The organism is Streptomyces sp. NPDC002309, from assembly GCF_053593375.1.
In genome coordinates, this window is the sequence record NZ_JBSFCI010000010.1 from 138556 (window position 1) to 160155 (window position 21600).

Here is a 21600-nt window from a genome sequence, read left to right on the forward strand (position 1 = left end):
ACCGCCACCGCGAAGAGTGGTGATACCGGCCCATTCAGAGGGCTCCGGTCGCGCGGTCAGTCGCGCGCGGCCTCGATCTCGTCGGCGGCGCTGCGCTCGTCGAACCGCCCGTCGAGCCGGGAGACCAGGCCGGTGACCTGCCGGGCGATGTCCGGCGCGGTCAGTCCGATCTCCGCCATGACCTCGGCGCGGGAGGCGTGGTCGAGGAAGCGCGGCGGGATGCCGAAGTCACGCAGCGGTACGTCGACGCCCGCGTCCCGCAGCGCCTGCGCGACGGCCGAGCCGACGCCGCCGACACGGGAGTTGTCCTCGACGGTGACGACGACGCGGTGGCGCTCGGCGAGCGGGGCCATGGCCTCGTCGACGGGCTTGACCCAGCGCGGGTCGACGACGGTGGTGGAGATGCCCTGCTTGTCGAGGAGCGAGGCGATCTCCAGACACATCGGCGCGAGCGCGCCGACCGAGACGAGGAGCACGTCCGGGGTGGTGGTGCCGGGTTCGCGCAGCACGTCCATGCCGCCGACCCGGCCCACCGCGGGTACGGCGGGGCCGACGGCGCCCTTGGAGAAGCGCACCACGGTCGGCGCGTCGTCGACGTCGACGGCCTCGCGCAGCTGGGCGCGCACCTGCTCCGCGTCGCGCGGGGCGGCGAGCCTGAGGCCGGGGACGACCTGGAGGATCGACATGTCCCACATGCCGTTGTGGGAGGCGCCGTCGGTGCCGGTGACGCCGGCCCGGTCCAGCACGAAGGTCACACCGCACTTGTGCAGGGCGACGTCCATCAGGACCTGGTCGAAGGCGCGGTTGAGGAAGGTGGCGTACACGGCGAAGACGGGGTGCACCCCGCCGGCGGCGAGGCCCGCCGCGGAGACGGCGCCGTGCTGCTCGGCGATGCCGACGTCGTAGACCCGGTCCGGGAAGACCTTCGCGAACCGGTCGAGGCCGACGGGCTGCAGCATCGCCGCGGTGATGGCGACGACGTCCTCGCGCTCCTGGCCGATCTTGACCATCTCGTCGCCGAACACGGAGGTCCAGTCGGCGCCGGAGGAGGCGATCGGCAGGCCCGTGTCGGGGTGGATCTTGCCGACGGCGTGGAAGCGGTCGGCCTCGTCCTGGAGCGCGGGCTGGTAGCCGCGGCCCTTCTCGGTGAGGCAGTGCACGATCACGGGGCCGCCGAACCGCTTGGCGCGGGTCAGGGCCGACTCCAGGGCCTCGATGTCGTGGCCGTCGATCGGGCCGACGTACTTCAGGCCCAGGTCCTCGAACATGCCCTGCGGCGCGATGAAGTCCTTGAGGCCCTTCTTGGCGCCGTGCAGGGTGTCGTAGAGCGGCCGGCCGACCACCGGGGTGCGCTCCAGGACCTCCTTGGTGCGCGCCAGGAAACGCTCGTAGCCGTCGGTGGTGCGCAGCGTCGCGAGGTGGTTGGCGAGGCCGCCGATGGTCGGGGCGTAGGAGCGCTCGTTGTCGTTGACGACGATGACGAGGGGGCGGTCCTTGGCGTCCGCGATGTTGTTCAGCGCCTCCCAGGCCATGCCGCCGGTCAGCGCGCCGTCGCCGATCACGGCGACGACGTGGTCGTCGCGCCGGAACAGCTGGTTGGCCTTCGCCAGGCCGTCGGCCCAGCCGAGGACCGTGGAGGCGTGGCTGTTCTCGATGACGTCGTGCTCGGACTCGGCCTGCGAGGGGTAGCCGGACAGGCCGCCCTTCATCTTCAGCCGGGAGAAGTCCTGCCGCCCGGTGAGCAGCTTGTGGACGTAGGCCTGGTGGCCGGTGTCCCAGAGCACCTTGTCCTTCGGGGACTCGAACACGCGGTGCAGGGCGATGGTCAGCTCGACCACGCCGAGGTTGGGTCCGAGGTGGCCGCCGGTCTTGGAGACGGCCTCGACGAGGAAGGTCCGGATCTCCTCGGCCAGCTGGGCCAGCTCTTCCAGGCTGAGCCGGTCCAGATCGCGCGGTCCCGTGATGCGGGTCAGCAGCGGCACCCGTGCCTCCTTGCTGTAGAGCTGTTCGAGCTGTTGCCGGGCTTGTCGAGTCTAATGTTCCGCCCCGGCGCCGGGCGCCAGGGCGGTGGGTCGTACGTCACGCGTTCGGCCCTACCCAACGGGAGCCGCTTCTACGACATGACAGTGCCCGGCACCTTGCCGGTGCCGGGCACTGTCCTCACGGGGGTCGCTACGCGCGACCCGCCGTCTTCTGCGTCTTGCGGGTGATCGAGTCGATGACCACCGTCGTCAGCAGCACACCGGCCGTGATCATGTACTTGACCGGCTCGGCGATGGACTCCAGCTGGAGGCCGTACTGGATGGAGACGATCACCAGCACACCCAGCAGCGCGTTCCAGGTGCGGCCGCGGCCACCGAAGAGGCTGGTGCCACCGATGACCGCCGCGGCGATCGCGTTCATCAGCAGGTCGCCGGTGCCGGCGCTCTGGTTGGCGGACGCGATCTTCGAGGCCAGGAACAGACCGCCGATCGCGGCGAACCCGCCGGAGATCGCGAACACCGAGATCCGGACGGCCGTGACGTTGATGCCGGCACGCCGGGACGCCTCGACGCTGCCACCGAGGGCGAAGATCTTGCGACCGTAGGCGGTCCGGCGGAGCACGAAGTCCGTGCCCACCAGGAACACCAGGAAGATCACGGTCGCCAGCGGCAGGCCCTTGTACTGGTTGTACATGAACGCCGCGGCGAAGGAGATCAGCGCGAGCAGACCCGTCCGCATCAGGGTGTCGCTCATCGGCCGGGACGGCACACCCGCCGCCTCACGGCGCCGGTTGCCGAGGAACGAGCTGATGAAGAAGAGCGCGGTCACGACGGCGGCCAGACCGTAGGCGGCGGCGACGTCCGTGAAGAAGTACGTCGTCAGCTTGCCGATGAAGCCGTCGCTGTCGAGGTTGATCGTGCCGTTCTCGCCCAGCGTCTGGAGCATGAAGCCGAGCCAGAAGAGCAGACCGGCCAGCGTCACGGCGAAGGCCGGGGCGCCGAGCACCGCGAAGAAGAAGCCGTGGAGCGCGCCGATGGCGGCACCCGCGACGATGGCGAACAGCACCGCCGCCCACTCCGGCCAGCCCTGGTTCACCGCGAGCACGGCCGCGATGGCGCTGGAGGCGCCGCTGACCGAGCCGACCGACAGGTCGATCTCGCCGAGCAGCAGCACGAACACGATGCCGACCGAGATCATGCCGGTGCCGACCATCGTGACGGTGATGTCGTTGATGTTCTGCGCGGACAGGAACGCGGAGTTCAGGCTCTGGAAGACGATGCAGATGATGATCAGGCCGACGACGACCGGGATGGAGCCCAGCTCACCCGCCTTCATCTTGCGCTTGAACTCGCCGACGTAGCCCGCGAGGCCCTGCTCGCGCACCAGCAGACGGGGGTCGACCGCGGTGACCGCGGCGGCGGCCGCCTCGGGGTTCTCGACGGCCTGTCCGTCCGCCGCGGGCGTGGAGGTCTTGTCGATGCTCACTTGGAAACCTCCCCGGTCGTGCGCGCCGCACGGCGGGTCACGGCGTTGTCGGTGGCGCCCGTGATGGCGGAGATGATCTCCTCCTGCGAGGTCGTCTTGACCTCGAAGACACCGTTGTTACGGCCCAGACGCAGCACCGCCACCTTGTCGGCGACGGCCTTGACGTCGGCCATGTTGTGGCTGATCAGGATCACGGCGTGGCCGCGCTCCCGCAGCCGCTCCACCAGGTCGAGGACCTGAGCGGTCTGCTCGACGCCGAGGGCGGCGGTCGGCTCGTCGAGGATGACGAGCTTGGGCTCGCCGAGCATCGAGCGCGCGATGGCCACGGTCTGGCGCTGACCGCCGGAGAGCGAGGCGATCGGGATGCGCACGCTGGGGATGCGGATCGAGAGCGTCGTGAGGAGCTCGCGCGCGCGGCGCTCCATCTCGACCTCGTCCAGGACGCCCCACTTCCTCAGCTCACGGCCGAGGAACAGGTTGCCGACGACATCGATGTTGTCGCACAGCGCGAGGTCCTGGTAGACGGTCGCGATGCCCAGGGACTGGGCGTCGTACGGCCTGTTGATCGAAACGGCCTTGCCGTCCCATTCGATGACACCCTCATCGATGGGGTGCACGCCGGCGATCGTCTTCACCAGCGTGGACTTTCCGGCGCCGTTGTCGCCGACGAGGGCGACCACCTCACCGGCGTGGACCTCAAGCTCTACGTCGGTGAGCGCCTGGACGGCACCGAAACGCTTGGAGACCCCGCGCAACGCCAGCACGGGCGTAGCGGACACGTGAACCATCTCCTTCGCCGCCTGACCCGGCGGGAGGTTGTGCAGAAAGACTGGGGGGATGTTCCGTCCGGCGCCCCGGGACTAGCTTGCGGGGCTGTGTGTGACGCGGGGCGCCGGAGGAGCCTGTGGTGCGGCCGTCACCGGACGGGAACCCCGAAGCGGGTTCCCGTGCGCGGAGAGGGGCCCGAACCGTGTCAGCCGCCGATGCCGAGCTTGTCGCAGGCAGCCTTGTAGTTGCCGGCGCAGATCTCGTCGGTGGTGTAGATGCCGTCCTTGATCACGGTGTCGTTGATGTTCTCCTTGGTCAGGGAGATCACCGGGACCAGGACCGACGGGACGTCCTTGGCGCTCGCGCTGGAGACCTTGTCCTTGGCGATGGCGCCCAGGTCCTCACCCTTGGCCAGGGCGACCGCCATCTCGGCGGCGACCTCGGCCTCCTGCGGGTAGGACTTGTAGACGCTCATGAACTGCTGGTCCATGATGATGCGCTGCACGGCGGCGAGCTCGGCGTCCTGGCCGGTGACCGGGATGTCGTCGATGCCCGCGGCCTTCAGCGCGGTGATGATGCCACCGGCCATGCCGTCGTTGGCGGAGTAGACACCGGCGATCTTGCCCTTGCCGAGCGCCGTGATCGACGCCTCCATGTTGGCGTTGGCGTTGTCCGGCGACCACTCCTTGGTGTCGAACTCCTTGCCGATCTTGACCTTGCCGTCGAGAACGGAGTGCGCGCCCTTCTTGAACATGGCGGCGTTCGGGTCGGTGACCGAACCGTTCATCATGACGATCTGGCTGTCCTTGGCCTTGGCGCCCAGGGCCTGGAGCAGGGCCTCGCCCTGGGTCCGGCCGACCTCCTCGTTGTCGAACGAGGTGTAGGCGCTGATCGGGCCCTCGGCGAGGCGGTCGTAGGCGACGACCTTGATGCCGGCGTCGGCGGCCTTCTGCACGGAGTTCTTGATCGCCTTGGCGTCCACGGCGTCCAGGATCAGCACGTCCACCTTGTTGGTGATCATCGTGTCGACCTGCTGGGCCTGGAGGTTGGCGTCCTGGCGGGCGTTGTTGTACTGGATCTCCGCCTTGTTGTCCGTCAGCTCCTTGATCTTCTTCTCGATCAGCGGCCGGTCGAACTTCTCGTAACGCGCGGTCTTGTTCTCCGGCAGGAGCAGGCCGATCTTGATGTTGTCGCCCTTGGCGGCAGAGGAGCTGCCGGCGTCCTTGTCGCCGCCCGCTTCCTCAGCGCTGCCACAGGCAGCCAGCGAGACGGCCATCGCACCGGCGGCAACGGCAATGGCGGCACGACGCATACGCATGTTCACTTCTAAACCTCCCTGACGAGGCCGCGTCGTTGCGGCCGAGGTGGCTGGAAGTCAACTCGGCCGCGCGTTCGGCGTCAAGAAGTAAATCCTTAACGGGTTGGCAACGGTGCCAACCGTTCTCTAAGTGAAGGCAGCTGCGACGGCCGGAAGTGGCCCCCCGACACCGCCGTCCAAAAGGGTTGAATCGCCCATCTCGCTGAGAGCGAGGGCGAGCGCCCCGAGCACCTCCGCACGGCCGCCAAGTACCCCTGGAAGAATGGACAGTTGGCGTGCGGCACTGGGAATCGCGTAGCGGCCCACGGACTCTCTTATGGGCCCGAGCACCAACTCCCCGGCCTCGGCGAGATCACCGCCCAGGACCACCCGGCTCGGGTTCAGCAGGTTGCACAAGTTCGCGACTCCGCTGCCGATATGACGGCCGACATCCGCGATCACCCGACGGCATCCCGGGTCCCCCTCCCGCGCCAGCCGCACGACGCCCTCCATCGTCAGGTCGCTGCCGTGACTGGACTGGAGGAGCGGGAGCACGTAGCGGGCGGCGGTGAAGGTCTCCAGGCAGCCCCGGTTGCCGCAGCGGCAGACGGGACCCGATTCGTCAAGTGTAATATGTCCGATTTCACCGGCGGTGCCGCCCGGCCCCCGGTAGATCTTCCCGTCGATCACCAGACCCGCGCCGACACCGCTGGCGACCTTGATGTACGCGAGGTCGCGCACGCCCTTGCCGCCGCCCCAGACCAGCTCGCCGAGGGCACCCAGATTGGCGTCGTTGTCGACGTGCACCGGTACGCCGAGCCGCCCCCGCAGCTCCTCGGCGGGCCGGGCACCGGTCCAGCCGGGCAGGATCGAGGTCGACCCCAGCGTCCCGGACTCGACGTCGATCGGTCCGGGGACACCGAGGCCCACGCCGGCGATCTTGCCGCGGTCCACCCCCGTCGCCGCGATCAGACGGCTGATCAGCTCCTCGGCCCGGTCGAATCCCTGTGCCGCGGAGGAGTCGACGTCCAGCGGCTCGGACTCCTCGGCCAGCACCTGGTGGGCGAGGTTCCCGACCGCCACCCTCAGATGGGTGTGGCCGAAGTCGACGCCGATGACGATCCCGGCGTCGCCGCTGAGCGAGACGCTGCGGGCCCGGCGGCCGCCCGCGGAGGTCGGTGTGACCTCGACCGTCCCGCCGTCCTTGAGCTCACGGACGATATTGGAGACCGTCGCCGCGGACAGACCGGTCGTCCTTGCGATCTCCGCCTGGGTGAGGGATCCGGCCAGCCGTACGGCTCGGACCACCCGTTCCAGGTTGGCTCGGTGCAGCGACGACTGCGACCCCGGAGTCTCCACGACGACCTCCTGCGCGCGGGACCGCTTCGGCGAGGCCCCGTCTATGTCCAACTAGTGAACTCTAAGCTGAGCCGTTCGGGTTGCCTCCCGTCAAGAGGTTGAACAGTTTCAGGGGGCCGGGCGCACGCCACACACACCGCTTCCTGGGCGGGGAGCGGTGTGCGTGCGAACGGCTACGAGGCGTTACTCCCGTTACTTCAGGGTTGCCGAAGTCAGACCCGCCTGCACCTGGCGCTGGAAGGACAGGTACACGACCAGCATCGGGATCATCGCGATGGTCACACCCGCGAACAGTACGGGCAGGTCGGAGGCGTAACCCTGCTGCTGCTGGAGCTGGATCAGTCCCTGGGTCAGGACGTAGCGCTCCGGATCGTCGCCGCTCTGCGGCTGCATCAAAACCGTCGGCAGGATGAACTGGTTCCACTGCCCGAGCGTGTTGAAGATCCCCACGCTGATCAGTCCCGGTTTGGCCATCGGCAGCATGACCTGGAAGAACGTCCGGGTGTGCGAGGCCCCGTCCAGGATCGCCGCCTCGAACACCGCCGTCGGCAGCGTCCGGAAGAAGGCGTGCATGAAGAACACCGTGAACGGCATCGAGTAGGCGACGTAGACCAGGATCAGACCCTGGTAGGTGTTCAGCATGTCCAGCCGCTTCACCATGAAGAACAGCGGGACCAGGGCCAGGAACACCGGGAACATCGCGCCGGCCACGAAGAAGTAGTACAGCAGCCGGTTGCCCCAGAACCGGTAGCGCGCCAGCACGTAGGCGGCCATGGAGCCGAACAGCATGGTCAGCGGCACCGAGAAGGCCAGCACCAGGACCGTGTTGAGGAAGTAGTCGCCGATGCCCTTGTCCCACGCGCGCGTGAACACGTCGAGGGACCAGTTCCGCGGCCAGCCGAAGGCCGAGCCCGCGATCTGCGAGTCGGTCTTGAAGGAGCTGAGGATCAGCCACAGCAGCGGCAGGACGATCATCAGGGCCCAGAGGGCGAGGAACCCGTGCGAGAACGCGTTCAGCACCACGCCCTCGCCGCGCCGGTCGCCGGCCCGCTCCGGGGGCCGGGACGCGGGCTCCTTGGCGAGGGTGGGGGCGTTCTCCTTGATGGGTGCGCTCATCGTCGTCTCTCCCGCTCAGAACTCGACGCGCTCGCGGCGGGTGGCGCGCAGCATGACCACGGACAGGATCAGGGTGAGAAGCAGCATGACGACGCCCATGGCGCAGGCGTAGCCGCTCTTCCCGTAGTAGAGGAAGTTGCGCATCATCACCGTCGACATGACCTCGCTGGCGTGGTCCGGTCCGCCACCGAACTCGCCCGAGGTCATGGTGGAGACCAGGATGAACATGTCCATCGCCGCGATCCCCAGGTAGACCCACGCGGTCTGCACGGAGTCCCACAGCAGCGGCAGCGTGATGCGGAAGAACGACTGGGCCCGTCCGGCACCGTCGATCAGGGCGGCCTCGTAGATGTCCCTCGGGATGGACTGCATCGCGGCGGAGAACAGCACCAGATAGAACCCGACACCGTGCCAGACCACGACCAGGATCAGTGCCCACAGCACGAAATCGGGTTCGTTGAGCCACTCGACCGGATCGTTCGCGTCGACCAGGCCCAGCTTCACCAGGAAGCCGTTCAGCATGCCGCCACTGTCGCTGCGGTACACGGCGCCGAACAGCACCGCGAGAATGGCCAGCGACAGTACCTGCGGGAAGAAGTACACGACCTTGTAGAACCTGGAACCGGCCACGCCCGAGACCCCGCCGGCCCGGCTGCGCCCGCCCGCGTTCAGCATGAAGGCGAAGAACAGCGCGAGCAGAATGGTGATCACCGGGATGAAGACCAGGAACAGGATGTTGTGCCAGATGGCACCCATGAAGATGTCGTCCTGCAACAAGGCCCTGTAGTTGTCGAGACCGACGAAGTCGAAGGTCTGCGACTGGCCCTTCCAGTCGGTCAGGGAGTACCCGAACGTCTGGATGTACGGCCAGATCACGAACGTCAGATAAAGCACCACGGGAACCAGGAGAAATCCCGCGACGAACCGGTACTGCCCTTTACGCATGAAACCTGCCCCTGCTGTCCCGATCCAAAGGGGCGCGGAGAACCGCGCGACGAGCCGGAGAAGGCCCGCGCCGCGCGGTTCCCCGCACCTCTACGGCACTCCCCGGAGAACTACTCCCGACGGTTCTTCTCGGACGCGGGATCCTCCGCCGCCTTGTTCACCGCGGCCTGCGCCCGCTTCAGCCACTCCTTGGGCTGAATTCGCTTCGCCATGAGCTCGTTGGACGCGTTCTGGATCGCGGTGTCCATCTCGCTGTACCACTCGGTGTACAGGAAGCGGAAGGTGTTGTCCCCGGCCGCCTTGGACGCCTCGACCGTGGACTGCGTACCGGGCCGCAACTGGACGCTGGGGTCGACACCGTCCTGGAGGATGGTCAGCGAGTTCGCCTCCTTGGCGAACAGCGTCGACCACTCCCGCGACAGCATCATCCGCACGAACTCCTTGGCGGCCGGCAGGTTGTTCGCCTTGGACGGGATGATGAACGGCTCGCCGGAGCCGGCGCGGATCGCCTCGAACGGCATCACGCTGTCCGGCAGCACCGGCATGGGCAGGAACTTCATGTCGAAGTCGGGCGGCGTCTGCTTGAGTTGCTCGTTCTCCAGCCACGAACCGCTGGTGATGAACGCGGACTTGTACTGGTTCCACCGGGTCTGCGACTCGGTGTGGGTCAGCCCGTTGGTGCCGGGCATCAGGTAGCCCTTTTCGACGACCTCGTAGACGGCCTCGACGGCGGCCTGCGCCGCGTCGGAACCGACGAACGCCTTCGGGTCGAGGTTGTCGATCGCCTTCATGGCGTCCAGACCGCCCTTCTTGGCGATCAGGTCCATGATGGCGACGTTGATGTAGTACGGGTACTTGCCCTGGTGCGCGAGACCGCCGATGCCCTGGGACTTCGCGTCCTTGCAGATGGCGAGGAAGTCGTCCCAGGTCTTCGGCTCCTCCCAGCCCTTCTCCTTGAAGAGCTTTCCGGAGTACCAAAGGCCCCACACCGTGTAGATGTAGTTGAGGGCGACGACCTTGCCCCCCTGCAGACCCGGGTCCAGCGTGCCGGGAATGACGGTGTCGCGGACCTTCTTCGAGGGGTCGTCCACGCTCGGCGCGTCCAGCACCTCGGCGAGATCGAGCAGCTGGCCGTTCTTGTACAGCACATCGATCTTGATCTTCTGGGCACCGGAGTTGTCCACGATGTCCGGCGGGTTGCCCGCGTTGAAGCGGGGCTGCAGCTTGCCGGTGATCTCCTGGGTTCCGGTGTGCGTGGAGGTGACGTTCCACTTCTTCTGGAACGCGGCCTCCCACGCCTTGGCGTAGTCGTCGCCATAGCCGCCCTTGAAGATGACGACGTCGAGCTTGCTGCCCTCCTTCACGCCGAACGGGTTGTCCTTCGACGTCTTGCCCTTGGTGTCGCCGCCCGACGATTCGTCACCCCCGCCACCACTGGCGCATGCGGAAACGAAGCTCATCGCGGGTACGGTGACCAGGCCGAGCGCCGCGGACCGTTTGATCAGTGCGCGGCGGCCGACACCCTCGGTGCCGGAGTTCTCTGCGGATGGGGATCCCATGCTCAAGTCCTCGCCTTCTGAACAGGACTCAGGCGGTGAACCGGATCCTCCCCGGCACCGCGGTCGGTCATGCAGGGTCGTGCGGGAAGTGCGCGTCATGTGAATCGCCGACAGGTATAGTCCACTTCACGCCAGTGGAGCAAGATCGAATGCAAGGTTCACCGTCGGTCTTTTCCGAGTTGAGACCTCGCGGAAATGCGAGTCCCCGACAGGATCCCTGCCTGAAGAATTCAGGACATGCCGCCCCTAACGACTCGGTCAACACCCTTGACAGCCGCGACCACTTGGGTCACTACTGGTCCTTGCGCACAGAGTTTGACAACGTTGTCCACAGCGCGCAGGGAGTGGGTTGGCGGATGCGCCACAGAGTTCGGCACAGATGGAGTACGGCGGTCGGAACGGCGGCCGCCCTTGTCATGGCCGTCGGTTCACAGGGCGTTGCCGTCGCCCTGCCGGAGGCACCCGCCGCCGACCGGGAGTTCACGTCCTCGTTCGAGTCCGGTGAGCCGGAGCCGGACTGGCTGAACACGGTCGACACCGCACCGGACGGCAGCAAGCGTGCCTCCGGCGTGGACGGCGGCTACAGCAGCGGCATTCCGGGCAACGTGACCGACCACGTCACCGATGTCCGGGCGAACGGCGAGAACACCGGTGCCGGCGAGGTGAAGGGGAACCTGGTCGACACCGAGCCCACCACCAAGTGGCTCACCTTCACGCCCACGGGCTGGGTCGAGTTCGACTTCGACAAGCCGGTGAAACTGGCCCGGTACGCCCTCACTTCGGCCAACGACCACGACGAACGCGATCCGGCCGACTGGACGCTCCAGGGCTCCACGGACGGCACGGACTGGAAGACCCTGGACACCCGCTCCGGCGAATCCTTCTCGGAGCGTTTCCAGACGAAGACGTACGACATCGCGGAGACCGCCGCCGCCGAGTTCCGGTACTACCGGCTGGACATCACCAAGAACAACGGCGGAACCATTCTGCAGTTGGCGGACGTGCAGTTCTCCAACGGCGGCAGCGACGGCCCCGTGCCCCAGGACATGCTGTCGCTGGTCGACCGCGGTCCGAGCGGCTCGCCCACCGCGAAGTCCGGCGCCGGCTTCACCGGCAAGCGCGCGCTGCGCTACGCCGGCCGGCACACCGCGGACGGCCGCGCCTACTCGTACAACAAGGTCTTCGACGTCGACGTGGCCGTCGGCCGGGACACCGAGCTCTCGTACCGGGTCTTCCCCTCGATGGCGGACGGCGACCTGGACTACGACGCCACGAACGTCTCCGTCGACCTCGCCTTCACCGACGGCACGCACCTCAGCGGCCTCGGCGCGAAGGACCAGCACGGCTTCGGGCTCACCCCGCGCGCGCAGGGCGAGGCCAAGGTGCTCTACGTCAACCAGTGGAACAACGTCGCCTCGCGCATCGGTTCGGTCGCGGCGGGCAAGACCGTCGACCGCATCCTGGTGGCGTACGACTCCCCCGCCGGCCCGGCGAGGTTCCGCGGCTGGGTGGACGATGTCTCGCTGGCCGTGAAGGCGCCCGAGAAGCCCAAGGCGCACGTGTCGGACTACGCGCTCACCACGCGCGGCACCAACTCCAGCGGCGGCTTCTCGCGCGGCAACAACTTCCCCGCGACCGCCGTGCCGCACGGCTTCAACTTCTGGACTCCGGTGACCAACGCCGGCTCGCTCAGCTGGCTGTACGACTACGCACGTGCGAACAACGCCGACAACCTGCCGACGGTCCAGGCGTTCAGCGCCAGCCATGAGCCGAGCCCCTGGATGGGCGACCGGCAGACCTTCCAGGTGATGCCGTCCGCCGCCTCCGGCACCCCGGACATCGCCCGTACGGCGCGCGCGCTGCCCTTCCGGCACGAGAACGAGGTCGCGCGGCCGCACTACTACGGAGTGCGCTTCGAGAACGGCCTGAAGGCCGAGATGACCCCGACGGACCACGCGGCGATGCTCCGGTTCACCTACCCGGGTGACGACGCGAGCGTCCTGTTCGACAACGTGACCGACCAGGCCGGCCTGACCCTGGACAAGGAGACCGGCGTCGTGACCGGCTACTCGGACGTGAAGTCCGGGCTGTCGGCGGGCGCGACCCGGCTCTTCGTCTACGGCACCTTCGACAAGCCGGTGAAGGAGGGCTCGTCCAGCGGGGTGAAGGGCTACCTGCGCTTCGACGCGGGCGCCGACCGCACGGTCACGCTGCGCCTGGCGACCTCGCTGATCAGCGTCGACCAGGCCAAGGACAACCTGCGCCAGGAGATGCCGGAGGGCACCTCCTTCGAGGCCGTCAAGGCCAAGGCCCAGCGGCTGTGGGACCGGCTGCTCGGCAAGGTCGAGGTCGAGGGCGCGACGCCGGACCAGCTGACCACGCTGTACTCCAGCCTCTACCGGCTGTACCTGTACCCCAACTCCGGCTTCGAGAAGGTCGGTTCCACGTACAAGTACGCCTCCCCCTTCTCGCCGATGACGGGCCCGGACACCCCGACCCACACCGGCGCGAAGATCGTGGACGGCAAGGTGTACGTCAACAACGGCTTCTGGGACACCTACCGCACGACCTGGCCGGCCTACTCGCTGCTGACGCCCCGCCAGGCGGGTGAGATGGTCGACGGCTTCGTGCAGCAGTACAAGGACGGCGGCTGGACCTCGCGCTGGTCCTCGCCGGGCTACGCGGACCTGATGACGGGCACCTCCTCGGACGTCGCGTTCGCGGACGCGTACGTCAAGGGCGTCGACTTCGACGAGAAGGCGGCGTACGACGCGGCGGTGAAGAACGCCACGGTCGTGCCGCCGTCGTCGGGTGTGGGCCGCAAGGGCATGGCGACCTCCCCCTTCCTGGGCTACACCGGCACCGAGACGCACGAGGGCCTGTCGTGGGCGCTGGAGGGCTACCTCAACGACTACGGCATCTCCCGGATGGGCCGGACGCTGTACGAGAAGACCGGGGAGAAGCGCTACAAGGAGGAGTCGGAGTACTTCCTCGACCGCGCCCAGGACTACGTGAACCTCTTCGACTCCGAGGCCGGGTTCTTCCAGGGCCGCGACGCCCAGGGTGACTGGCGGGTGGAGTCCTCGAAGTACGACCCGCGGGTCTGGGGCCACGACTACACCGAGACCAACGGCTGGGGCTACGCCTTCACCGCCCCGCAGGACAGCCGGGGGCTCGCCAACCTCTACGGCGGCCGCGACGGGCTCGGCGACAAGCTCGACGAGTACTTCGCGACGCCGGAGACGGCCTCGCCGGAGTTCGTCGGCTCGTACGGCGGCGTCATCCATGAGATGACGGAGGCGCGGGACGTCCGGATGGGCATGTACGGGCACTCCAACCAGGTCGCCCACCACGCGATCTACATGTACGACGCGGCCGGACAGCCCTGGAAGGCGCAGGAGAAGGTCCGCGAGGTGCTGTCGCGCCTGTACACCGGCAGCGAGATCGGCCAGGGCTACCACGGTGACGAGGACAACGGCGAGCAGTCGGCCTGGTTCCTCTTCTCCGCGCTCGGCTTCTACCCGCTGGTGATGGGCAGCGGCGAGTACGCGGTCGGCTCCCCGCTGTTCACCAAGGCCACGGTCCACCTGGAGAACGGTCGCGACCTCGTGGTCAAGGCGCCGAAGAACAGCGCGAAGAACATCTATGTGCAGGGGCTCAAGGTCAACGGCCGCAGCTGGACGTCGACCTCCCTGCCGCACTCGCTGCTGGCGAAGGGCGGTGTGCTGGAGTTCGACATGGGTCCGAAGCCGTCCAAGTGGGGCACCGGCAAGAACGCGGCCCCGGTCTCCGTCACCCAGGACGACAAGGTCCCGGCGCCTCGCTCGGACCTGACCACGGGCGAGGGCGCGCTCTTCGACAACACCTCGGCGACGCACGCGAGCGTGACGTCCGTGGACCTGCCGGTGTCCGGGCGGGCGAAGGCCGTGCAGTACACGCTGACGTCCGCGGACCACACCAAGGCCCCGACCGGCTGGAAGCTCCAGGGCTCGGCGGACGGCACGACGTGGCGGACGCTGGACGATCGCACGGGCGAATCCTTCCGGTGGGACCGGCAGACACGGGCGTTCTCCGTGCCGCGCGCCGGTGACTACGCGGCGTACCGCCTGGTCATGACCGGTGGGGAGGCGACGCTCTCGGAGATCGAGCTGCTCGGCCGGTAGGGAAACCGGGATCCGGTGCGGCGCTTCCCGCGTGCTACTTTGCGGGAAGCGCCGCTTCCGCTTTGCGCCTCCGCCCACGTCGTCACCGTAGGATCACAGGGAGCGGGCCTTCTTCACCTGGGAGCCTCGCCCGCTGGGGGGGCACGACGGTCGAACAGTGGAGGCATCGGCACCATGGACGAGGGACAGCCCCCCGGCGAGGACTCTCTGAAGGCGGCCGCGGACGCGTTCGAGCAGCTGCGTCCCCGGCTGTTCGGTATCGCTTACCGCATCCTGGGCAGCGCCTCCGAGGCCGAGGACGTGGTGCAGGAAGTGTGGATGCGCTGGCAGGACGCCGACCGCAGCGCGGTCCAGGAGCCCCCCGCGTTCCTGGCGAAGATCACCACGCGGCTGGCGATCAACGTCGCCCAGTCGGCGCGGGTCCGTCGTGAGGCCTATGTCGGGCCGTGGCTGCCGGAGCCCGTGGACACCAGCGCGGATCCGCAGGTCGGCGCGGAGCGCGGAGAGGCGCTGGAGCTGGCCATGCTGCTGGTCCTGGAGAAGCTGAACCCGGTGGAGCGGGCCGCCTACGTGCTGCGGGAGGCGTTCGGCTACGCCTACGACGAGATCGCCAACATGCTGCGGCTCAGTCAGGCCAATACCCGCCAGATCGTCAGCCGGTCGCGCAAGCGCCTGTCCGCCGAGCGGCGGGCACCCGTCGACACGGCGCAGTACCGGCGTCTGCTGGACGCCTTCATGGCCGCCGCGCGCCATGGTGACGTCGCCGCCCTGGAGAGCGTGCTCTCCGCCGACGCGGTCGCCTACGCCGACGGCAACGGCATGCGCGGCGTGGCCCGCGTGAAGATCGTGGGCGCCCACCGGGTGGCCATGATCTGCGCCTCCGCCAAGAAGTTCTTCCCCCGTGCGGAGTACCGCGTGGTGGATGCCAACGGCATGCCCAGCGCGCTGGTGATGCAGGACGGGGCCACCGTCGCCCTGGTGAGCCTCACCGTGGGGCCGGACGGCATCGACGGGGTCTACTGGGTCCTGACCCCCGAGAAGCTGTGGGCCTACGCGGAGTCGGCCCACTGGCAGACCGACCGCCCTTAGCGGTCCCCGGACGCGGCGAGGGCCGCGCCTTCCGGATCCACCAGGCGGTGCCGGCAGCCGGGGCTCCCCGGACATGGCGAGGGCCGCACCTTTCCGGATCCACCAGGGCGTGTTCCGGCAGCCGGGGCTCCCCGGACGCGGCGAGGGCCGCACCCCCGGTTGCCCGGGGGTGCGGCCCTCGCCGTGGTGTCCGGACCCTTACTTGCGGATCAGGTTGCGCAGCACGTACTGCATGATGCCGCCGTTGCGGTAGTAGTCGGCCTCACCCGGGGTGTCGATGCGGACGACCGCGTCGAACTCGACACCGGTGTCGGTGGTGACCTTCACCGTGCGCGGCGTGGTGCCGTTGTTCAGCTCCTCGACACCGGTGAAGGAGAAGGTCTCCTCGCCGGTCAGGCCGAGGGAGGCCGCGGACTGGCCCTCCGGGAACTGGAGCGGCAGGACGCCCATGCCGATCAGGTTCGAGCGGTGGATGCGCTCGTACGACTCGGCGATGACGGCCTTGACGCCGAGCAGCGCGGTGCCCTTGGCCGCCCAGTCGCGCGACGAGCCGGAGCCGTACTCCTTGCCCGCGAGGACGACCAGGGGGATGCCCTGCTCGATGTAGTTGCGGGAGGCGTCGTAGATGAACGCGACCGGGGCGCCGTCCTGCGTGAAGTCGCGGGTGTAGCCGCCCTCGGTGCCCGGCGCGATCTGGTTGCGCAGGCGGATGTTGGCGAACGTACCGCGGATCATGACCTCGTGGTTGCCGCGGCGGGAGCCGTAGCTGTTGAAGTCGCGGCGCTCGACGCCGTGCTCCGTGAGGTACTGGCCGGCGGGGGTGTCGGCCTTGATGGCGCCGGCCGGGGAGATGTGGTCGGTGGTGACGGAGTCGCCCAGCTTGGCGAGCACCCGGGCACCGGCGATGTCCTCGACCGGGGACGGCTCCATCCGCATGCCCTCGAAGTAGGGGGGCTTGCGGACGTAGGTGGACTCGGCGTCCCACTCGAAGGTGTTGCCGGTCGGGATCGGCAGCGCCTGCCACTGGGCGTCGCCCGCGAAGACGTCGCTGTAGGACTTGGCGAACATGTCCTCGCCGATGGCGCTGGCGACGACGTCGTTGACCTCGGCCTCGGTCGGCCAGATGTCGTCGAGGTAGACCGGCTTGCCGTCCTGGTCGGTGCCCAGGGCGTCCTTGGTGATGTCCACCTTCATGGAGCCGGCGAGCGCGTAGGCGACGACCAGCGGCGGCGACGCCAGGTAGTTCATCTTGACGTCGGGGTTGATGCGGCCCTCGAAGTTCCGGTTGCCGGAGAGGACCGAGGTGACGGCGAGGTCGTGGTCGTTGACGGCCTGGGAGACCTCCTCCGGCAGCGGGCCGGAGTTGCCGATGCAGGTGGTGCAGCCGTAGCCGACGAGGTTGAAGCCGACCTTGTCGAGGTACGGGGTCAGGCCCGACTTCTCGAAGTAGTCGGTGACGACCTTGGAGCCCGGGGCGAGCGTGGTCTTGACCCACGGCTTGCGGGTCAGGCCCTTCTCCACCGCCTTCTTGGCCACCAGGGCGGCGGCGACCATGACGTACGGGTTGGAGGTGTTGGTGCAGGAGGTGATGGCCGCGACGGTCACCGCACCGTGGTCGATCTCGTACGACGAGCCGTCGGGGGCGGTCACGGTGACCGGGTTGGACGGGGTGCCGTTCGGGGCGACGGCCGGGGCGTCGGAGGCCGGGAAGGACTCCTGGCCCGCCTCGTCCACGGCGTCGACGTAGTTGCGCACGTCCTGCTTGAACTGCTCGGCGGCGTTCGCGAGGACGATGCGGTCCTGCGGGCGCTTCGGGCCGGCGATGGAGGGGACGACCGTGGAGAGGTCGAGCTCCAGCTTCTCGGAGAAGTCCGGCTCGGCGGCCGGGTCCAGCCACAGGCCCTGCTGCTTGGCGTACGCCTCGACGAGCGCGACCTGCTGGTCCGAGCGGCCGGTCAGACGCAGGTAGTTCAGGGTCTCGTCGTCGATCGGGAAGATCGCGGCGGTGGAGCCGAACTCCGGCGACATGTTGCCGATGGTGGCGCGGTTGGCGAGGCTCGTGGCCGCCACACCCTCGCCGTAGAACTCGACGAACTTGCCGACGACGCCGTGCTTGCGGAGCATCTCGGTAATGGTCAGCACGAGGTCGGTGGCGGTGGTGCCCGGCTTGAGCTCACCGGTGAGCTTGAAGCCGACGACGCGCGGGATGAGCATCGAGACCGGCTGGCCGAGCATCGCGGCCTCGGCCTCGATGCCGCCGACGCCCCAGCCGAGGACGCCGAGGCCGTTGACCATGGTGGTGTGCGAGTCGGTGCCGACCAGGGTGTCGGGGTACGCCTTGCCGTCGCGGACCATGACGACGCGGGCGAGGTGCTCGATGTTCACCTGGTGGACGATGCCGGTGCCCGGCGGGACGACCTTGAACTCGTCGAAGGCGGTCTGGCCCCAGCGCAGGAACTGGTAGCGCTCCTTGTTGCGGCCGTACTCCAGGTCGACGTTCTGCTTGAAGGCGTCGTGGGTGCCGAACTTGTCGGCGATGACGGAGTGGTCGATGACCAGCTCGGCCGGGGCGAGCGGGTTGATCTTCGCCGGGTCGCCGCCGAGCTCCTTGACGGCCTCACGCATGGTGGCGAGGTCGACGACACAGGGCACGCCGGTGAAGTCCTGCATGATCACGCGGGCCGGCGTGAACTGGATCTCCTGGGACGGCTGGGCCTGCGAGTCCCAGCCGCCGAGGGCACGGATGTGGTCGGCGGTGATGTTCGCGCCGTCCTCGGTGCGGAGCAGGTTCTCCAGCAGGACCTTAAGGCTGTAGGGGAGCCGGGCCGAGCCCTCCACCTTGTCCAGGCGGAAGATCTCGTACGACTCGTCGCCCACCTGCAACGTGCTGCGGGCGTCGAAGCTGTTCGCCGACACGACGGTCTCCTTCATTCATGTGCGCGTACCACCGCATCCTGCCGCCACGCCGACCTGGCCGATCCGCTAAGGTAAGGCTAAGTTAGGTAGCCCTTACCGATGGACCGACGAGGCACGCAGCCGCGGTGCGCCTCGGCAGATATCTCGATGTCGAGATAACTCTAGTACACGGGGGCTGGATGGTCATGCCCGGACCCGGTGTGATCTCCTTCGCCCCGCCCACGCGCCCACGCGCGCGTCGCTCCGCGCGAGCCCTCTCTTTCAGTCGTCGGTGCGGGAAGCTCGCAGTCATCGGTGCGCCACGCTTGCGGTCGCCGGCGCGGGAAGCTCCCGGACATCGGTGGGCGAAGTTTTCGGTCATCAGTGCGCGAAGCCGGGGTATCCGAAGGTGAGCCGGCGAGGCCGGCGAGAACCGAGACGGAGGCGCAGATGCCACTCACGTTCCGCAAGAGCTTCCAGATCCTGCCCGGGGTGCGACTGAACATCAACCGGCGCTCCTGGTCCATCACGACCGGCGGCAGGAAGGGACCGCGGCACACCCACAGCAGCACCGGACGTCGTACGACATCTATGGATTTGCCCGGACCTTTCGGATGGCGCAGGACCCGTTCGACGCGGCGGCGTTGACGGACCGTCACCCGGGCGGCCCCCTCGGGAGGCGACATCTCATATGTGAGATAGCCTCAGCCCCATGGCAGACGACTACCTCGTACGCATCGGCAAGCTCATCCGTGACGCCCGGCAGCATCGGGGCTGGACGCAGTCGCAGCTCGCCGAGGCGCTCGGCACCAGCCAGAGCGCCGTCAATCGCATCGAGCGCGGCAATCAGAACATCAGCCTTGAGATGATCGCCCGAATCGGTGAGGCTCTCGACAGTGAGATCGTCTCTCTGGGCTATGCCGGCCCGATGCACCTGAGGGTGGTCGGCGGTCGCCGGCTCTCCGGGGCCATCGACGTGAAGACGAGCAAGAACGCGTGTGTGGCGCTGCTGTGCGCCTCGCTGCTGAACAAGGGGCGCACGGTGCTGCGTCGGGTCGCCCGCATCGAGGAGGTGTACCGCCTCCTGGAGGTGCTCGGCTCCATCGGCGTCCGCACCCGCTGGATCAACGACGGCGTCGACCTGGAGATCGTCCCGCCGGCCGATCTGGACCTCGGCTCCATCGACGCCGAGGCGGCCCGCCGCACCCGCTCCATCATCATGTTCCTCGGCCCGCTGCTGCACCGCATGGACCGCTTCAAGCTGCCGTACGCCGGCGGCTGCGACCTCGGCACGCGGACCATCGAGCCGCACATGATCGCGCTGCGCCGGTTCGGTCTGGACATCACGGCGACGGAGGGTCAGTATCACGCCGTGGTCGACGGTTCCGTGCGGCCGGACCGCCCGATCGTCCTGACCGAACGCGGCGACACGGTGACCGAGAACGCGCTGCTCGCCGCCGCCCGCCACGACGGCGTGACCGTCATCCGCAACGCCTCCTCCAACTACATGGTCCAGGACCTCTGCTTCTTCCTGGAGGCGCTCGGCGTCAAGGTCGAGGGCATCGGCACCACCACGCTCACGGTGCACGGCATGCCGACCATCGACGTCGACGTGGACTACTCCCCCTCCGAGGACCCGGTCGAGGCGATGAGCCTGGTCGCCGCCGCGGTGGTCACCGAGTCGGAGCTGACGGTGCGCCGGGTGCCGATCGAGTTCCTGGAGATCGAGTTGGCGGTCCTGGAGGAGATGGGCCTCGACCACGACCGCACACCCGAGTACGTGGCCGACAACGGCCGTACGCGGCTGGTGGACCTGACCGTCCGGCCCTCCAAGCTGGAGGCGCCGATCGACAAGATCCACCCCATGCCGTTCCCCGGCCTCAACATCGACAACGTCCCCTTCTTCGCCGCGATCGCGGCGGTCGCCCAGGGCAAGACGCTCATCCACGACTGGGTGTACGACAACCGCGCGATCTACCTCACCGACCTCAACCGCCTCGGCGGCCGGCTCCAGCTCCTCGACCCGCACCGCGTCCTGGTCGAGGGGCCGACCCGCTGGCGCGCCGCCGAGATGATGTGCCCGCCGGCGCTGCGACCTGCGGTGGTCGTGCTGCTCGCGATGATGGCGGCGGAGGGGACGTCGGTGCTGCGCAACGTCTACGTGATCAACCGGGGGTACGAGGACCTGGCGGAGCGACTCAACTCGATCGGGGCGCAGATCGAGATCTTCCGGGACATCTGATCGGTAGGAGTGTCGTGCCCCTATGAGATGAGGGGCACGACACTCCTAAATGCCTGCTGACCTGCTGTTACACACTTGCGGGACCCTCCATTGATCATCGCTGTTTTTCATCACCTTGTGCAACGTGCGTGCAAGATGATCTTGCATTGGTGACGAGGCATCAGGGATATCTGACTTCCCGTCAACCTTCACGGAGAGTGCTCGCCACAGAGGCCTCGCAATGTCCGCACCGACGGTGCCACTGGCGTTCCTAATATTCGGAGTTCAGTCCTTTCCGCGCACGCGCATCAAGCGCACTACACCGCTACGGCCAGTTCCAGCCCGGACCTCCACGCGCACCGGCGCTCCTTCGATCATCCGGCTGACCCCCACGTCCGGGTCGGCGACCTGCTGACCGAGGCGCCCGCCGACAGCATTCGCGACACCCCTCTGCCCGGGAGCACGTCGAGACGAGCAGTGAAATGCGCGCTGCCGTCGTCGAGCCTGCCGGCGGGATGGGGGGGCGGACGCCTACGTCAAGGCTGGCAAGGCCATGAAGGACACCAGCGCGGACATGTCCGTCAAGTACAAGGAGACGGCCCGGGGCGGGCTCGCGGTGAACATCATCGAGTGCTAGGAAAACAGGCCCTGACCACTGCGTTCGTGTCTTTCTGCGCTGTCAGGGCCTTCCCTGCTTACGCGGCGGAAAGTCCCTGAAAC

13 protein-coding genes and 1 pseudogene are annotated in these 21600 nt (G+C 68.1%); 5 read left to right on the plus strand and 9 right to left on the minus strand.

Annotated features, from left to right (window positions below; genetic code table 11):
* Positions 1–56 precede the first annotated feature (56 nt).
* The 8 genes from dxs to ngcE form a co-directional block, all read right to left on the minus strand.
* A complete protein-coding gene (gene dxs, locus ACWCPM_RS11590) occupies positions 57–1982 on the minus strand; it encodes a 1-deoxy-D-xylulose-5-phosphate synthase (protein ID WP_450975942.1) in 1926 nt (641 codons plus the stop codon).
* A 190-nt stretch (positions 1983–2172) separates the two neighbouring features.
* The gene (locus ACWCPM_RS11595; protein WP_450975943.1) at positions 2173–3468 is read right to left on the minus strand and encodes a sugar ABC transporter permease; all 1296 of its coding nucleotides are present in this window, start codon (positions 3466–3468) and stop codon (positions 2173–2175) included.
* The gene (locus tag ACWCPM_RS11600; RefSeq protein WP_450975944.1) at positions 3465–4256 is read right to left on the minus strand and encodes an ATP-binding cassette domain-containing protein; all 792 of its coding nucleotides are present in this window, start codon (positions 4254–4256) and stop codon (positions 3465–3467) included. The genes ACWCPM_RS11595 and ACWCPM_RS11600 overlap by 4 nt, the downstream gene beginning before the upstream one ends.
* Positions 4257–4441: 185 nt before the next feature.
* Positions 4442–5548 carry a sugar ABC transporter substrate-binding protein gene (locus ACWCPM_RS11605; protein WP_450975975.1) on the minus strand — a complete coding sequence of 369 codons (1107 nt, stop codon included), beginning with the start codon at positions 5546–5548 and terminating at the stop codon, positions 4442–4444.
* 132 nt (positions 5549–5680) lie between these two features.
* Complete coding sequence (locus ACWCPM_RS11610; protein WP_450975976.1) at positions 5681–6892, minus strand: ROK family transcriptional regulator; 1212 nt, start codon at positions 6890–6892, stop codon at positions 5681–5683.
* A 192-nt stretch (positions 6893–7084) separates the two neighbouring features.
* Positions 7085–8008 (minus strand): carbohydrate ABC transporter permease, encoded by a 924-nt coding sequence (locus ACWCPM_RS11615; protein ID WP_450975945.1) that lies wholly within the window; start codon positions 8006–8008, stop codon positions 7085–7087.
* A 15-nt stretch (positions 8009–8023) separates the two neighbouring features.
* Positions 8024–8953, minus strand: a complete 930-nt coding sequence (locus ACWCPM_RS11620) for a carbohydrate ABC transporter permease (RefSeq protein WP_450975946.1) — start codon at positions 8951–8953, stop codon at positions 8024–8026.
* A gap of 110 nt (positions 8954–9063) precedes the next feature.
* On the minus strand, positions 9064–10512 hold the full coding sequence (gene ngcE / locus ACWCPM_RS11625) for an N-acetylglucosamine/diacetylchitobiose ABC transporter substrate-binding protein (protein WP_450975947.1): 1449 nt from the start codon (positions 10510–10512) through the stop codon (positions 9064–9066).
* A gap of 416 nt (positions 10513–10928) precedes the next feature.
* Here ngcE and ACWCPM_RS11630 point away from each other — a divergent pair, with 416 nt between their 5' ends.
* On the plus strand, positions 10929–14675 hold the full coding sequence (locus ACWCPM_RS11630) for a GH92 family glycosyl hydrolase (protein WP_450975948.1): 3747 nt from the start codon (positions 10929–10931) through the stop codon (positions 14673–14675).
* Between the two features lie 174 nt (positions 14676–14849).
* A complete protein-coding gene (locus ACWCPM_RS11635; protein WP_450975949.1) occupies positions 14850–15764 on the plus strand; it encodes an RNA polymerase sigma-70 factor in 915 nt (304 codons plus the stop codon).
* 198 nt (positions 15765–15962) lie between these two features.
* On the opposite strand, the gene acnA is transcribed toward ACWCPM_RS11635, so the two are convergent.
* The gene (acnA, locus tag ACWCPM_RS11640) at positions 15963–18680 is read right to left on the minus strand and encodes an aconitate hydratase AcnA (protein ID WP_450975950.1); all 2718 of its coding nucleotides are present in this window, start codon (positions 18678–18680) and stop codon (positions 15963–15965) included.
* Positions 18681–19109: 429 nt separating this feature from the next.
* Between acnA and ACWCPM_RS11645 the strand changes: the two genes are divergently transcribed.
* The 3 genes and pseudogenes from ACWCPM_RS11645 to ACWCPM_RS11655 form a co-directional block, all read left to right on the plus strand.
* Entirely contained in the window at positions 19110–19307 is a 198-nt protein-coding gene (locus ACWCPM_RS11645; RefSeq protein WP_450975951.1) for a DUF4236 domain-containing protein, read from the plus strand.
* Positions 19308–19371: 64 nt separating this feature from the next.
* Positions 19372–20901: a helix-turn-helix domain-containing protein gene (locus tag ACWCPM_RS11650; RefSeq protein ID WP_450975952.1), complete on the plus strand. Its 1530-nt coding sequence runs from the start codon at positions 19372–19374 to the stop codon at positions 20899–20901.
* A gap of 475 nt (positions 20902–21376) precedes the next feature.
* Positions 21377–21517 (plus strand): annotated as a pseudogene (locus ACWCPM_RS11655) (L-serine ammonia-lyase); the annotation flags it as partial.
* Between the last annotated feature and the right edge of the window lie 83 nt (positions 21518–21600).

Coding starts and splice junctions, on each gene's coding strand:
- ACWCPM_RS11600 (WP_450975944.1), bottom strand. CDS start 4,256: ATGGTTCACGTGTCCGCTACGCCCGTGCTGGCGTTGCGCGGGGTCTCC.
- ACWCPM_RS11635 (WP_450975949.1), top strand. CDS start 14,850: ATGGACGAGGGACAGCCCCCCGGCGAGGACTCTCTGAAGGCGGCCGCG.
- ACWCPM_RS11615 (WP_450975945.1), bottom strand. CDS start 8,008: ATGAGCGCACCCATCAAGGAGAACGCCCCCACCCTCGCCAAGGAGCCC.
- ACWCPM_RS11650 (WP_450975952.1), top strand. CDS start 19,372: ATGGCAGACGACTACCTCGTACGCATCGGCAAGCTCATCCGTGACGCC.
- ACWCPM_RS11630 (WP_450975948.1), top strand. CDS start 10,929: ATGGCCGTCGGTTCACAGGGCGTTGCCGTCGCCCTGCCGGAGGCACCC.
- ACWCPM_RS11605 (WP_450975975.1), bottom strand. CDS start 5,548: ATGCGTCGTGCCGCCATTGCCGTTGCCGCCGGTGCGATGGCCGTCTCG.
- ACWCPM_RS11620 (WP_450975946.1), bottom strand. CDS start 8,953: ATGCGTAAAGGGCAGTACCGGTTCGTCGCGGGATTTCTCCTGGTTCCC.
- ACWCPM_RS11645 (WP_450975951.1), top strand. CDS start 19,110: ATGCCACTCACGTTCCGCAAGAGCTTCCAGATCCTGCCCGGGGTGCGA.
- ngcE (WP_450975947.1), bottom strand. CDS start 10,512: ATGGGATCCCCATCCGCAGAGAACTCCGGCACCGAGGGTGTCGGCCGC.